Consider the following 14,669-nt stretch of genomic DNA (forward strand, 5'->3'; position numbering starts at 1 on the left):
GTTCACACTTAACAATGTGAGCCCGGCCTTTCCGTCGGCCTAGACTTGTTTTATCCCCCGGACTGCAACGCAGAGGATCAGCCGTGTCAAAACCCGTAGTACTGCTCGCCGAAGAACTTTCCCCCGCTACCGTCGAGGCCCTGGGCCCGGACTTCGAGATCCGCCAGACCGACGGCGCCGACCGTTCCCAGCTGCTGTCCGCCATCGGCGACGTTGACGCAATCCTGGTCCGCTCGGCCACGCAGGTGGACGCCGAGGCGATCGCCGCTGCGAAGAACCTCAAGGTCATCGCCCGCGCGGGAGTAGGCCTGGACAACGTGGACATCAAGGCAGCCACCCAGGCCGGCGTCATGGTGGTCAACGCGCCCACCTCGAACATCGTTTCGGCAGCTGAACTTACCGTTGGCCACATCCTCAGCCTGGCCCGCCACATCCCGCAGGCAAGCGCAGCCCTGAAGGACGGCGAGTGGAAGCGCTCCAAGTACACGGGCATCGAACTCTTCGAAAAGAAGATCGGCATCATCGGCCTGGGCCGGATCGGCGCGCTTGTGGCTGCCCGCCTGAAGGGCTTTGACACCAAGATCCTCGCTTACGATCCCTACATCACCTCAGCCCGGGCGGCACAGCTCGGCGTGCAGCTGGTGACCCTGGACGAGCTCCTGGCACAGGCGGACTTCATCACCATCCACATGCCCAAGACGCCGGAAACCGTGGGCATGCTGGGCGCTGACGCCTTCAAGAAGATGAAGAGCACCGCTTACGTCGTCAACGTCGCCCGCGGCGGACTGGTGGACGAGGAAGCACTCTTCACGGCCCTGCAGGACGGCGAAATCGCCGGCGCCGGCGTGGACGTCTTCTCCAAGGAGCCCAGCACCGACCTGCCGTTCTTCAAGCTGGACAACGTGGTGGTCACCCCGCACCTCGGCGCCTCCACCGATGAAGCGCAGGAAAAGGCCGGCGTGTCGGTCGCCAAATCCGTCCGGCTCGCCCTCGCCGGCGAACTGGTGCCCGACGCCGTGAACGTGGCCGGCGGCGTCATCGCCCCCGACGTCCGTCCCGGCATCCCGCTGATCGAGAAGCTGGGCCGGATCTTCACCGCCCTGACGCACGCCTCCCTGACCCAGTTCGACGTCGAAGTGGCCGGCGAGATCTCGTCCCTCGACGTCAAGGTCCTGGAACTGGCCGCCCTCAAGGGCATCTTCGCGGACGTCGTGACCGAGCAGGTCTCCTACGTCAACGCTCCGGTCATCGCCGAGCAGCGGGGCATCAACGTCCGCCTGATCACTACACCCGAAACCGAGTCGTACCGCAACGTCCTCACCCTCCGTGGCGCCCTGAGTGACGGCACCCAGATCTCCGTGGCCGGCACCCTGACCGGACCCAAGCAGATCCAGAAGCTCGTGGGCATCAACGGCTTCGAGGTTGAAATCCCGATCAGCGAGCACCTCGTGGTGGTGGCCTACACGGACCGTCCCGGCGTCATCGGAACCATCGGCCACATCCTGGGCATGAACAACATCAACATCGCCGGCATGCAGGTGGCACGCTCTGACGAAGGCGGCCAGGTGCTTGCCCTGCTGACCATCGACAGCTCCGTACCCCAACAGGTCCTGGACGCCATCAAGGCCGGCATCGGCGCCGAGATGGTGCGTGAAGTGGACCTGGAGGACTAACCCGCACCCCGGGAAACACCGCACCGCCGGCCGCCCGCGGCGAGTCCCGGCACGGCCACGTATGATTGGCCGGTCTGCTTACAATGGCTGGGTCCTGGTTCGGGACCGGGCCGGCAGGCCGGCCAATATCTTTTGCTCATCCGTCCCCGTCCATGTCCACATGGGCGGGGCGCGTATGTGCGCACGCAATCCAGGTTTCAGGGAGTTCCATGAATGCCGTCCAGAGGTTCATCAGAAGCAAAGTGCTGCTGTTGACCGCGGCCATCTTGATCGCAGCCATGTGCTTGTCGGTCCTTGTCCAAAGCCAGTCCCAGGCAGCGCTGAACAGGACCGTGGATGAAAATTCACGCGGCCTCTACGACGTCCTGGTCCAGGCCAAGGCTTCCTCCGGCTCGCTCATGCAGCCCGAGATCGCCAATGGCTCCGGCGGCATCAGCTTCGAGCAGCTGGAGACCATCAGGAAGCTCTCCGGCACCTCCGTGGCGGCCCCGATCAGCCTCGTCTCCCGCGTGACCCAGAACCTTGAATCCCCACGCCTCGATGCCATGGACTACCTCGGCTACAACGCCGGGCTGGCCGGCACCGCAACCGCGGACCAGGCCGCCGGGGCAACCGCCCCGGACCAGTGGCCCGCTGCCGAATCGGTCCTGGGCGATGAAATCAGGAAGTACCGCCTGACGGCCAGCGCAGTCAGCTCCGACGGCGTCTCCGAGCAGACGCTGTTCAAATCCACTGCCGAAGGCACCCTTGGCAAGGCCAGGCTCGTGGAGGAGCAGACTGCCGGCGGCAGCAGCATCCGCATCGCAGCGCCCGGGGACGAAACCGGGATCAAGTTTCCCGCCCCGGCAGGGGGCTCCGAACACAACCTCTTCAACCTTTCCGTGTCACTGCCCATGGCCCCCGAAATAACGGAGTCCGTGGTCGCCGTCGATCCGGCTGCCGAACGCGCCCTCCTGGGTTCCGCCGGCGACTTCCTGTCACCGCTGGAAAAGGCGCCACCGGGCGACGCCCGCGATGCCGGCGCGGTGGGACGGTACCTCGAGGGACTCTTCACCAACGGCATTAGCCTGGACGAGCTGGAGGAAGGACCGGATTTCCTCGGCGTCAAGCTCAAGTACTGGGCGCCGCTGATGACCCAGTACCAGCAGGCCAAGCGGAACGGGCAGCTGACTGACGATTCCCAGGCCATTCCCCTGATCGTCAGGTCCGGGACGTCCCTGGACCTGAAGTACAACGTCAAGATCGAAGAGATTGACGACGCCGGCAGGGTCGTCAAGGACGTCGGCACCGTCTCCCGTTCGCTGGACAAGGACTACCTGCCTTTCGTTTCGAAGGACCCCTTCGTCCTGTCATGGCCGGGTTCGACGGACCACTCCTCACTGCTCGGCAGCAGCGGCAACTTCAACCAGGGCCTCTACACACCCGCCACCTGGAGCACCGACTTTGCCGCGGCGCCCAAGTACACCGACGGCGAAGCAGCCGCCAACGGTGCCGAGGCAAAGACGGCAGTGCCCGGCGAATGGGTCACCGTCAACCGGCTTCCCGAGAAGAGTGCCAACGGCATGCCCGTTGACCAGACCCAGCGCGAGCCCGTGGATGAGCGCTCCTACCGGGAAAACCTGGAAACAGGGGAGCAGGCAGCAGCCCCGCTCGCCATGGTCTACGGCACATTCGATCCCTCGGCCGTTTCCGCCGCCGCCGGGGACGTCAACAAGCTGCCGCTGGGCGGCTACGACCCCACCCCCTTCACGCTGGTCAAGGACGCTGCGGGCAACGAAGTCCCTGCCACGGAACTTGAACCCTCCCTGAGTGCCACCGGGCTCGCCAGCCAGTCCGCAGGCGCCATCACCGACTACTACGGCCTTGCTGCTGCCCGCGGCTACACCGAAAACGCCAGCGTCATCGACGCCGTCCGGGTCCGTGCAACGGCGCCCGGCAGCTGGAAGGAAGCACAGCCCGACGTCGAACAGCTGGCCGGGGAGATCCGCGAGATGGGCCTCGAGGCCACCATCGTGGCCGGTTCCGCGCGGGAGGATGCCAGCATCTTCGTTCCGGGCTACAGCAAGGACGACGCCGGCAAGGAATCCGCCCTGGGGACCGTCAAGCAGTCCTGGGTCCGGCAGAATGCCGCGGAGGCCGTCACCGGGTCGCTGTCCGGCACGAACATCACCCTGCTCTTCCTGACGCTCTGCGGCGCAGCGCTCCTGACCGGCGCGTCAACGGTGAGCTACATCCGCAAGCGCAAGAGCGAAGCCGGAACCCTGCGTGCCATGGGCTGGACCCAGGGCCGGATCCGCCGCTGGGTCCTGGAGGAATTCGGCGTCGGCGCGGTCCTGCTGGCCGTGGCCGGGATAGTTCTGAGCCTGGCAAGCTGGAGCCTTTCCACCGCCCTGGTGTCCGCGGCTGTCCTGGTGCTGTACGCGGCGGCGGCGTTCTTCGCCGCACAGCAGCTGCGCCACCGTGATGAGATCGACCAGGAACCGCAGCACGACGAACGGCTCATTCCGGTGGACTCACCGCTGACCTTCGCCAACCGCCAGCTGAGCACCAACAAATTCAACACCCTGTCCCTGGCCGTAGCCGTGGGTGTGTTCGGGGCTGCAGCAGGCGGCCTGGCCGCCCTGCTCATCGACATCCCGCGCGCCGCCGGCGCCAGTGCGCTCAGCGGCTTGGCCGCGGCCAGCGTTGCTTTGCCGAGCATCCTCCTGGCCCTCGCCGGAGTTGCCGTAGGGCTTGTGCTGACCCTGGTCACCGGGCGGTTTGAACTCAATGCCAAGCGCCAGTACCTTGGCATCCTCGAGGCCATGGGCTGGAACCCGGACATGCTCCGCCAGGTCCGGCTGTTCGAGAACGCGCTGGTGGGTACCGTGGCCCTGCCCCTGGGCGTCCTGGGCGCCCTGGGCATTGGCCTGTTGCTGGCACCCTACGCCGCGCTGTGGGCGGGCGTGGCCGGCCTCGTGGCTGTACTTTGCTGGATACCGATTGCAACGAAAGTGGTCCAATGACAAACCCGACCAACGTCCAGCGGAGCCGCCGGTCCGGCTCCGGTGAGGTCCCCCTGCAGACCCGGGCCAACACCATCGTCAAGGCCGCCGACCACGCCACGCCGCTGGAACTGAGCGACATCACCATCCGCTACGGCGGCGGCAAGGGCGGCGCCGAAGCCGTCAGCGTGGTCGAAGGCTTCGACCTGACCCTGCACGCCGGTGAGATGCACTGTGTCGCCGGCCGAAGCGGTTCCGGCAAGACCAGCATCCTGACCGTAGGCGCCGGACTGACCCTGCCGACGTCGGGCCGCGTCTTCTGGGAAGGCGATTCGCTCGAAAGCATGGGCGACGACGAAATTGCGGACCGCCGTCGTGCGCTGATCGGTTACGTTGACCAGGGCGGCGCCCTGATCGACGGAATGAGCGCCCTGGAGAACGTGCTCCTCCCGGCCGTTCCAGACGGCGAAGTGGACCAGCGGCGGGACATGGCCAAGGACCTGCTGGACCTTGTTGGCCTGGGCCGGCGCATGCGGCACCGTCCCGCCCAGCTGTCCGGCGGCGAACGCCAGCGCGTGGCTATTGCACGGGCGTTGATCCTGGGCACCCGGGTCCTGGTGGTGGATGAGCCCACAGCGAGCCTTGACCGGGCCTCCGCCAACCGCATCATCAGCATCCTGAAGGACACCACGTCCGACGGAATCGCCGTGCTGGTGGCCTCGCACGACCACGAACTTGTCCGGCTCAGCGATACCCTGACCGAACTCATCTAGCCCGTCCCTCCCCACCGAAGGTAACGTCCTCCACGTGACTGCTTCAGAGAAAACGCCGTTCTACATCACCACGGCCATCACCTACCCCAACGGCGTGCCGCACATCGGCCACGCCTACGAGTACATTGCCACCGATGCGATGGCGCGCTTCAAGCGGCTGGACGGCTTTGACGTGATGTTCCTGACCGGCACGGACGAGCACGGGATGAAGATCGCCCAGGCGGCCGAAAAGGAAGGCATCACGCCCAAGGAGCTGGTGGACCGGAACGCGGAGGTCTACCAGGCGGCCCATGCCGCCCTGGGGATCACCTACGACCGCTTCATCCGCACCACCGACGAGGACCACTACGCCGCCTCGCAGGCCATCTGGAAAAAGATGGAGGCCAACGGCGACATCTACCTGTCCAAGTACGAGGGCTGGTACTCCGTCCGGGACGAGGCCTATTACGGCGAGGACGACACCGTGGTCAAGGACGACGGCGTGCGCTACTCCAAGGAAACGGACACCGAGGTGACGTGGACGGCTGAGGAGAGCTACTTCTTCCGGCTTTCGGCCTACCAGGACAAGCTCCTTGCCCTGTATGAGGCCCACCCGGAATTCGGCGCCCCGCAATACCGCTTCAATGAAGTCATCAGTTTCGTCAAGCGCGGCCTGGAGGACCTGTCCATCAGCCGCACCACCTTCGACTGGGGCGTCCCGGTCCCGGGAAACGACAAGCACGTCATGTACGTGTGGGTGGATGCCCTGACCAACTACCTCACCGGCGTGGGGTACCCGGACGTCGACTCGGACTCGTTCCGGAAGTTCTGGCCCGCTGACGTCCACATCATCGGCAAAGACATCTCCCGTTTCCACGCGATCTACTGGCCCGCCTTCCTCATGAGCGCGGGCCTGGAGCTGCCCAAGCGGGTAATGATCCACGGCTTCCTGCACAACAACGGCGTGAAGATGTCCAAGTCGCTGGGCAACGTGGTTGCCCCAGCGGACTTCGTGGCACAGTACGGCCTGGACCAGGTGCGCTTCTTCTTCCTCCGGGAAGTGCCCTTCGGCGCGGACGGCAGCTACAACCACGACGCCATCGTGGGGCGGATGAACTCGGACCTGGCCAACAATTTCGGAAACCTGGCCCAGCGTTCGCTGTCCATGGTGGCCAAGAACTGCGGTGGCCGCGTTCCCGTCCCGGGGGATTTCACTGCCGCGGACACTGCCATCCTGGCCCAGGCCGACGCCCTCCTCGCGTCAGCCCGGGCAGCTTTTGAGAAGCAGGAGTTCAGCCGCGCCCTCGAGGCGATCTGGGGCGTCCTGGGGGACACCAACGCTTACTTCGCGGAGCAGGCGCCGTGGGTCCTGCGGAAGACCGACGTCGAACGCATGAACACGGTGCTGTTCGTGACCCTTGAGGTGCTGCGGATCGTGGCCATCCTTGCCCAGCCGGTCATGCCCCGGGCAACCGGTGCGCTGCTGGCAACCCTCGGCCAGCCCGAGGGGGAAGCCCGGCAGTTCGCAGCGATCCCCACCCGGATTGTGGCCGGGACCGAGCTGCCCGCACCGTCGCCGGTGTTCCCCAAGTACGAGGAGCCGGCCGGCGCCTGACCCGGCCACGCTCTCTCACTTCCTGCAGGTTGTGGCCCAACGCTCTCTCACCGCTGGACAGGCGGTGAGAGAGCGTTGGTTGTTTTCCGGCAGGAAGTGAGAGAGCGTCCCTCGGGGTGTTCGGATTATGAGACGGCTTGACCAGCATATGGATAACTTGGCTAACCTGAATCCATGAGCGCATCCTCCATCGATCTTGCAGTTATCCCCGGCGACGGCATCGGCCCCGAAGTGATTGCCGAGGCAGTCAAGGTCCTCGAGAAGGCCGTGGCGGCGGAGGGCGTCGGGCTCAAGCAGACGCACTACAAGCTCGGCGCTGAGCACTGGCTGGCCACGGGGGAGACCCTGCCGGACGAAGTCCTCGCGGACCTCCGCACGCGGGATGCCATCCTGTTCGGCGCAGTCGGCGCGGCCCCCGGCGACACGCGGATCCCGTCGGGGATCATCGAACGTGAAATGCTGCTCAAGCTCCGCTTCAGCCTGGACCACTACGTCAACCTGCGCCCGTCCAAGCTGTACGGCACGGTCGGCAGCCCCCTGGCCAACCCGGGCGCCATCGACTTCATCGTGGTCCGGGAGGGCACAGAAGGCCCCTACGTGGGCAACGGCGGCACCCTGCGTGCGGGCACCCCCCACGAGGTGGCCACCGAAGTCTCCCTGAACACCGCGCACGGTGTGGAGCGCGTTGTGCGCGACGCCTTCCGCCGCGCAAGCGCCCGTGAGCGCAAGCACGTCACCCTGGTCCACAAGCACAACGTCCTGGTCTTCGCAGGGCATCTGTGGAAGCGCACGGTTGAGGCCGTGGCCACCGAGTTCCCGGATGTCACGCACGATTACCTGCATGTGGACGCCGCCACCATCTTTATGGTCACGGATCCGTCGCGTTTCGATGTGATCGTCACGGACAACCTCTTCGGCGACATCCTCACGGACCTTGCCGCCGCCGTGACGGGCGGCATTGGGCTGGCCGCGTCCGGCAACATCAACATGGACCGCACGGCGCCGTCCATGTTCGAGCCGGTCCACGGCTCCGCCCCGGACATCGCCGGCCAGGGCAAGGCAGACCCCACCGCTGCGATCCTGTCCGCCGCACTCCTGCTGGACCACCTCGGCTACACTGCCGCGGCCCGCAAGATCGAAGCGGCAGTGGTTGCCGACGTCGAAAAGCGCGACGGCGGTGCCCGCAGCACGAGTGCCGTGGGCGATGCCATCGTGGCCGGACTCTAACCCGCGCCGGAGCCGCAGGCATCGGGCGTAAGCTTGTCTCGAATCACCAAATGCCGCCTTGCCGTTCAGCGCTGAACCCGGGGCGGCCGATCGTGGAGGAACCATGACTCAGACTGCCCATGGCGTCGAATTCAGCCAGCAGCCCTCGGCCAACCCGAAGTCTGCTGAAGAGCGTGCAGCCATCCTGGCCAACCCGGGATTCGGCAACCACTTCACCGACCACACCGCCATTGTGGACTACAGCGTGGACGAGAACGGCAACGGCGGCTGGCACAATGCCCGGATAGAGGCGTACGGGCCAATCGTCCTGGACCCGTCGGCTGCCGTCTTCCACTACGGCCAGGAGATCTTCGAAGGGCTCAAGGCGTACCGCCACGCGGACGGCTCCATCTGGACCTTCCGTCCCGAAGCAAACGCGGCACGCCTGAACAAGTCCGCCCGCAGGCTCGCCCTTCCCGAACTGCCGGCCGAATACTTCCTCGGCGCAATCCGTGAACTGGTTGCCATGGACAAGGAATGGGTTCCCGCCGGTGAAGGTGAGGCGCTGTACCTGCGGCCGTTCATGATCGCCACCGAGGCCTTCCTGGGTGTCCGCGCCGCACGGGAGGTCTCCTTCCGGGTGATCGCCTCACCGGCCGGCAACTACTTCGGCGGCGAACTCAAGCCTGTGTCCATCTGGATCTCACGGGAGTACGCCCGCGCCGGCCGTGGCGGAACCGGCGATGCGAAGTGCGGCGGCAACTACGCAGCGTCCCTGATCGCCCAGCAGGAGGCTGAAGCCAACGGCTGCAAGCAGGTCCTCTTCCTCGACCAGTTCAACGACAACGCGGTCGAGGAACTGGGCGGCATGAACGTCTTCTTTGTGATGAAGGACGGCTCACTGGTCACCCCGGCGCTGACCGGCACCATTCTCGAAGGCATCACCCGGATGTCCGTCATCCAGGTGGCCAAGGACATGGGCCGCGAGGTCACCGAGCGCAAGATCACCCTCGATGAATGGCGCGACGGCGTTGCCTCCGGTGACATCGCCGAGGTGTTCGCCTGCGGCACGGCAGCTGTGATCACGCCGATCGGAGTCCTCAAGGACGCCACCGAATTCATTGGCTCCGAGAACGCCAAAGCAGGGGAGGCCACCATGGCCATCCGCGAGCAGCTGCTCGGCATCCAGACCGGCACCGTACCGGACACCCACGGCTGGCTTACCCGCCTGGCCTAGCCTGCCAGTTTCGAACATACGACGGCGCCTGCCGGACTTGGGTCCGGCAGGCGCCGTTCGTCCGGCAGCACGCCGGCGGGCTGATCAGCGCCGTGCGGCCTTTCGGGCAGCGTTCTTCAGCGCCTTCCGCGAAACAGGCTTCAGCGCCTTTCGGGCCGCTTCTTCGGCGATGGCCTGGTTACGCCGGGCGTCAATAACATCGTTCCAAAGCGCCGTCGCGAAGGCACCGCCGTCCTGGGCATACACGTCATAGGGATAGGCGGCAAAGACGGAGGGCGTGGTGCCGCCCGTGGGAAGATCCTGCCCCTTTGCCTTTGCCACGGCATCGCCTACGGCCCAGGTCCGGGTCAGATGGCGCACGAGGTTTTCCTGCACAAAGACGTTTGCGTCGCTTGAAGCGGCAGCACGTGCCAGGAGCACATCCAGGTCTTCAGCCAGGATGTTCGCCGCCCATTCGTCCACGGGTGCTGCCCCGGACCGGAAATCCTCGGCCACGCCCTCCACTGCCTCGCTCCAATCGGCGGTCTCGCGGAACTTCTTCCACGTGGGAAACCACACGATGCTGCCCGTCGCGTGATTGTGGATGTGCTGGAGTCCGCTGTTCTTCTCTGCGGCAGCATGGTCGTGGCCGGCGGCATCAGCGTCGGTGAGGAGCTCTGCAAGCGTAATTGTGGTGCTCATGGTGTGTGATTCCGGCTTCCTGGGAGATCGTGTGGTCTTCATGGGTGCTCAACCCGGAAACCGGGCTGTTCTATTCCGGCGGCTCTATTCCGGCGGCCGAAACCCACCTTGTTCAGCAGGCAGTGCAAGGATGGGACAGTGACTTCAGCTTCCGGTCCCGTCCTCCAGCGCAGCTCCGCCCTGGCGCAGTACGTCCTGGCGCCCAATCCCGGGCCCATGAGCCTGGACGGGACCAACTCGTATGTCCTGAGGGCGCCGGGCAGCCCGGGCGCCGTGGTGGTGGATCCCGGACCGCTGGACGAGGCCCACCTGCGGGCACTCGCCGCGGCGGGGCCCGTTGAACTGGTCCTCGTGACCCACCGCCATGCGGACCACACTGCCGGTGCTGCACGGCTGCACCAGCTGACCGGTGCCCCGGTGCGGGCGGCAGACGCGGCCCACTGCCACGGCGGAGGCGCTGCATTGAAGGACGGGCAGGTGATCCATGCAGCAGGGCTCGAGGTGAGGGTGCTGGCTACTCCCGGCCACACGTCAGATTCGGTCTGCTTCCACCTTCCCGGTGACGGGCTGCATGGTTCGGTTCTCTCCGGCGACACCATCCTCGGCCGCAGCACCACCATGCTTGACTACCCCGACGGGACCCTGGGCGACTACCTTGCCTCGCTGGACAAGCTCGAGGCACTAGGTCCCGCAGCGGTCCTCCCAGCCCACGGACCAACCCTTCCGTCCCTGGCAGACGTTGCCCTTGCCTATCGCAGGCACCGCCTGGACCGGCTCGAACAGGTGCGTGCTGCGCTGGCCAGCCTCGGCCGGGAAGCCTCCGCCAGTGACGTCGCGGACGTCGTCTATGCCGACGTCGACCCTTCCGTGCGGCGCGCTGCCGAAACGTCCGTCTCGGCCCAGCTCCACTACCTTCGGGGAGACGCAGGGCAGCAGTGGCCCGGGGAGCCACGCCCGGCGAGACGGTAGGGTAGGAGCCATGCGTATTGCCAGGTTTGTCGTTGATTCTGATCCCCTTTACGGCGTCGTCGAAGGTGACACCGGCAGTGAGGAAATCACTGTCATCCATGGAGACCCCTTCTTCAACGGCGTGGAGCGCACCTCCGTCCGCCACAAGCTGGAGGACGTCCGGCTGCTGGCGCCGATCATCCCCCGCAGCAAGGTCATCGGCGTGGGCCGCAACTTCGTGGAGCACGCCCATGAACTGGGCAATGAAGTCCCCGCCCAGCCGCTCCTGTTCCTGAAGCCGAACACCGCCGTCGTGGGCCCCAACGATCCCGTGGTGCTGCCGGACTTCTCGGAAGAAGTGTCCTTTGAGGCGGAACTGTGCGTGGTGATCGGACGGATCTGCAAGGACGTGCCCGAGGACCGCGTGGATGATGTCATCTTCGGCTACACCTGCGGCAACGACCTCACCGCCCGGGATGTCCAGAAGACCGACCTGCAGTGGACCCGGGCCAAGGGCTTTGACACCTCGGCGCCGCTTGGCCCCTGGATCGAGACGGAACTGGATACCGAGGACCTGCAGATCCAGGGCCGGCTCAACGGGGAACTGCGGCAGGACGGCAGCACCAGCCAGATGATCCGGGGCGTCCGCGAACTGGTGTCCATCGTGTCCCAGGCCTTCACCCTGCTGCCCGGCGACGTCATAATGACCGGAACGCCGGCCGGAGTGGGCCTGGTCAGCGCCGGTGACCGCTTTGAGGTGGAGATCGAGGGCATCGGCCGCCTGTCCAACCCCATAGTCCGCCGCTGACGCCCGGGCCGCCCCGACCCCTGGCGGCAGACGGTAAAGTTGGAGCCACTATGACTACTGCTTCCGCGTCGAATGCTGCCTCCCTGCCCCTCGTTTCTGCCGACACTCCCGTGCGGGTCCGGTTCTGCCCGTCGCCCACCGGCACCCCGCACGTCGGGCTGATCCGGACGGCCCTCTTCAACTGGGCCCATGCCAAGCACACCAAGGGCACGTTCGTGTTCCGCATCGAGGACACGGACGCGGCGCGCGACTCGGAGGAAAGCTACCTGCAGCTGCTCGAGGCACTGAAGTGGCTTGGCATCACCTGGGAAGAGGGCGTGGAAGTGGGCGGCCCCCACGAGCCCTACCGTCAGTCACAGCGGCTGGACCTCTACAAGGACGTCGTGGCCAAGCTGATCGAGGGCGGCTACGCCTACGAGTGCTACTCGTCCCCCGAGGAAGTCGAGGCGCGCCACCGCGCCGCCGGCCGCGACCCCAAACTGGGCTACGACAACTTTGACCGTGAGCTGACCGATGAACAGGTGGCCGCCTTCAAAGCCGAGGGCCGCCAGCCCGTGCTGCGGGTCCGGATGCCCGATGAGGACGTCACCTTCACCGACCTGGTCCGCGGCGAGATCACGTTCAAGGCTGGCAGCATCCCGGACTACGTCATTGTCCGCGCTGACGGGTCCCCCCTCTACACACTGGTGAACCCGGTTGACGACGCACTCATGGGCATCACCCACGTACTGCGCGGCGAGGACCTGCTGTCCTCTACGCCACGCCAGGTTGTCCTCATCCGTGCACTCATGAAACTCGGTGTTGCCAGCTACATGCCGGAGTTTGGCCACCTGCCCTACGTCATGGGTGAAGGCAACAAGAAGCTCTCCAAGCGCGATCCGCAGTCCAACCTGTTCCTGTTGCGTGACCGCGGCTTCATTCCCGAGGGCCTCCTGAACTACCTGTCCCTGCTGGGCTGGAGCCTCTCCGCCGATGAGGACATCTTCACCGTGGACCAGCTCATCGAAAACTTCGACGTCCACGACGTCCTGGCCAACCCGGCGCGCTTTGACATCAAGAAGGCCGAAGCCATCAACGGCACCCACATTCGGATGCTCGCCCCCGGGGACTTCCGCGAGCGGCTGGTGCCCTACCTGCGCACTGCGGGCTATGTGGGGGAGGAGCTCACGGCGCGGCAGGAGGACATCCTGACCGAAGCCGCGCCGTTGATCCAGGAGCGCATCACGCTTCTGGGTGAGGCCCCGGACATGCTCGGATTCCTGTTCAAGGACGACGACGCCATTGACGTTGCCGACGACGCCCGGAAAGGCCTTCCGCAAAACCTCGACGAGGTACTGGATGCAGCTATTGCGGCCCTGGACAGTGTCCAGGAGTGGAACGCCGAAGAAATCCAGGCAGCGCTCAAGCAGGCTCTCGTGGAAGACCTGGGACTGAAGCCCCGGCTCGCGTTCGGACCCGTGCGCACCGCTGTTTCCGGACGGCGCATTTCCCCGCCGCTGTTCGAGTCCATGGTCATCCTGGGCAGGGAATCCTCCCTTCGCAGGCTCCGGGCCTTCCGTGGCTGATGACCGCACGGCGATGACAGCTTCCCGACGGGCCGGCGCCGGTGTCCTGGACACGCCCTTCGGGGCGGTCCGCGGGATCCTGTTCGACATAGACGACACGCTGGTGGACCTCGAGTTTTCGATGACCACAGCCCTTCGGGAGGTCAGTGAACACCTGCTGCCGGGCATGGACCAGGCCGGCTGGGAGAGGTTCGGGCGCATCTTCACGCACGAAACCACCCACTATTACGACCGCTACCTGGCCGGGGAGCTGACGTTCAACGAGCAGCGGCTGCTGCGCGGCCGCGCTGCCCTGGGCCACTTCGGGGTTGAGCTGGCAGAAGGTGAGCAATCCCACCAGTGGCTCACGGCATACGTGGAAAAGCAGCCCGCCTACGTGAAGCCGTTCCCGGATGTCATGCCGCTGCTGGACCTGCTGGACCAGGCCGGCGTCCCCTACGGTGCGGTCAGCAACAACGTCCACGACTATCAGCGCGCCAAGCTGGACGGCGCAGGACTTGAACGCGTCAGGCGCCTGGTGGGCACGGACACGCTGGGTGTGGCAAAGCCTGATCCGTCCATCTACCTGGAAGGTGTCCGGCTCCTGGGCATCGGACCTGCGGAAACGCTCTATGTGGGTGACAACCGCCTGCTGGACGCGGAAGGCTCGACGGCGGCCGGCCTCTTGGGTGTCTGGCTCAACAGGGCGGGGGAACAGGTGCAGGAATTCCGGGGCAACATGGTGTCGTCGCTGGGCGAACTTGTCGGCTGAGGGCGATTGACGCGGGCCGGGCGTACGCCCGGCCCGCGTCCCCGACCGGCACACCGGAGGCCGATTTGTGTGAGCACGAAGTCTCGGGTAAAGTAATTTCTCGTGCTGAGGCGCACGGAGCAGGGCAAACGCCCTGAAAACCGGCCCGAAAGTATCATTGGGATATGGTGTAATTGGCAACACTACGGTTTCTGGTACCGTCATTCTAGGTTCGAGTCCTGGTATCCCAGCTCTGGTTTGAGCACTGATTTAGAGCCCAAAACGGAAGGTTTCAGGCGGTTCGCCGATTTGAAACTGAAGCGAAGTGTGTGAAACAATCACTGAGCTTGACCAGCGGAAACGCTGGCAAAAGTACGGTAAAGTACACGGCCCCATCGTATAGCGGCCTAGTACGCCGCCCTCTCACGGCGGTAACGCGGGTTCGAATCCCGCTGGGGTCACCAACGAAA

11 protein-coding genes and 2 tRNA genes are annotated in these 14,669 nt (G+C 65.6%); 12 read left to right on the forward strand and 1 reads right to left on the reverse strand.

Features of this window, described 5'->3' with window-relative positions; all coding sequences use genetic code 11:
- Positions 1 to 83: 83 nt before the first annotated feature.
- From serA to IEX33_RS04585, 6 genes are all read left to right on the forward strand, one after another.
- A complete protein-coding gene (gene serA / locus IEX33_RS04560) occupies positions 84 to 1,673 on the forward strand; it encodes a phosphoglycerate dehydrogenase (RefSeq protein ID WP_104184856.1) in 1,590 nt (529 codons plus the stop codon).
- Between the two features lie 209 nt (positions 1,674 to 1,882).
- The gene (locus IEX33_RS04565; protein WP_188727974.1) at positions 1,883 to 4,678 is read left to right on the forward strand and encodes an ABC transporter permease; all 2,796 of its coding nucleotides are present in this window, start codon (positions 1,883 to 1,885) and stop codon (positions 4,676 to 4,678) included.
- Complete coding sequence (locus IEX33_RS04570; protein WP_104184854.1) at positions 4,675 to 5,430, forward strand: ABC transporter ATP-binding protein; 756 nt, start codon at positions 4,675 to 4,677, stop codon at positions 5,428 to 5,430. Before IEX33_RS04565 ends, IEX33_RS04570 begins: the two co-directional genes overlap by 4 nt.
- Positions 5,431 to 5,464: 34 nt before the next feature.
- Positions 5,465 to 7,024, forward strand: a complete 1,560-nt coding sequence (gene metG / locus IEX33_RS04575; RefSeq protein ID WP_188727976.1) for a methionine--tRNA ligase — start codon at positions 5,465 to 5,467, stop codon at positions 7,022 to 7,024.
- 174 nt (positions 7,025 to 7,198) lie between these two features.
- Complete coding sequence (locus tag IEX33_RS04580; protein WP_188727978.1) at positions 7,199 to 8,251, forward strand: 3-isopropylmalate dehydrogenase; 1,053 nt, start codon at positions 7,199 to 7,201, stop codon at positions 8,249 to 8,251.
- A 103-nt stretch (positions 8,252 to 8,354) separates the two neighbouring features.
- The gene (locus IEX33_RS04585; RefSeq protein WP_188727980.1) at positions 8,355 to 9,467 is read left to right on the forward strand and encodes a branched-chain amino acid aminotransferase; all 1,113 of its coding nucleotides are present in this window, start codon (positions 8,355 to 8,357) and stop codon (positions 9,465 to 9,467) included.
- Positions 9,468 to 9,551: 84 nt separating this feature from the next.
- Here the strand turns inward: IEX33_RS04585 and IEX33_RS04590 are convergent, their stop codons facing one another.
- Positions 9,552 to 10,148 carry a hypothetical protein gene (locus IEX33_RS04590; protein WP_229675223.1) on the reverse strand — a complete coding sequence of 199 codons (597 nt, stop codon included), beginning with the start codon at positions 10,146 to 10,148 and terminating at the stop codon, positions 9,552 to 9,554.
- Positions 10,149 to 10,286: 138 nt separating this feature from the next.
- On the opposite strand from IEX33_RS04590, the gene IEX33_RS04595 reads away from it, so the two are divergent.
- The 6 genes from IEX33_RS04595 (at position 10,287) to IEX33_RS04620 (ending at position 14,663) form a co-directional block, all read left to right on the forward strand.
- Entirely contained in the window at positions 10,287 to 11,117 is an 831-nt protein-coding gene (locus IEX33_RS04595; protein ID WP_188727983.1) for an MBL fold metallo-hydrolase, read from the forward strand.
- 10 nt (positions 11,118 to 11,127) lie between these two features.
- Positions 11,128 to 11,904: a fumarylacetoacetate hydrolase family protein gene (locus IEX33_RS04600; RefSeq protein ID WP_188727985.1), complete on the forward strand. Its 777-nt coding sequence runs from the start codon at positions 11,128 to 11,130 to the stop codon at positions 11,902 to 11,904.
- A 50-nt stretch (positions 11,905 to 11,954) separates the two neighbouring features.
- On the forward strand, positions 11,955 to 13,469 hold the full coding sequence (gene gltX, locus IEX33_RS04605; RefSeq protein ID WP_188727987.1) for a glutamate--tRNA ligase: 1,515 nt from the start codon (positions 11,955 to 11,957) through the stop codon (positions 13,467 to 13,469).
- A 13-nt stretch (positions 13,470 to 13,482) separates the two neighbouring features.
- On the forward strand, positions 13,483 to 14,220 hold the full coding sequence (locus IEX33_RS04610; protein WP_188728233.1) for an HAD family hydrolase: 738 nt from the start codon (positions 13,483 to 13,485) through the stop codon (positions 14,218 to 14,220).
- Positions 14,221 to 14,378: 158 nt separating this feature from the next.
- Positions 14,379 to 14,450 (forward strand) — tRNA-Gln (locus IEX33_RS04615).
- Positions 14,451 to 14,587: 137 nt separating this feature from the next.
- Positions 14,588 to 14,663, forward strand: a tRNA-Glu gene (locus IEX33_RS04620).
- Positions 14,664 to 14,669: the final 6 nt, after the last annotated feature.

The organism is Pseudarthrobacter scleromae, from assembly GCF_014644515.1.
Lineage (GTDB): Bacteria > Actinomycetota > Actinomycetes > Actinomycetales > Micrococcaceae > Arthrobacter > Arthrobacter scleromae.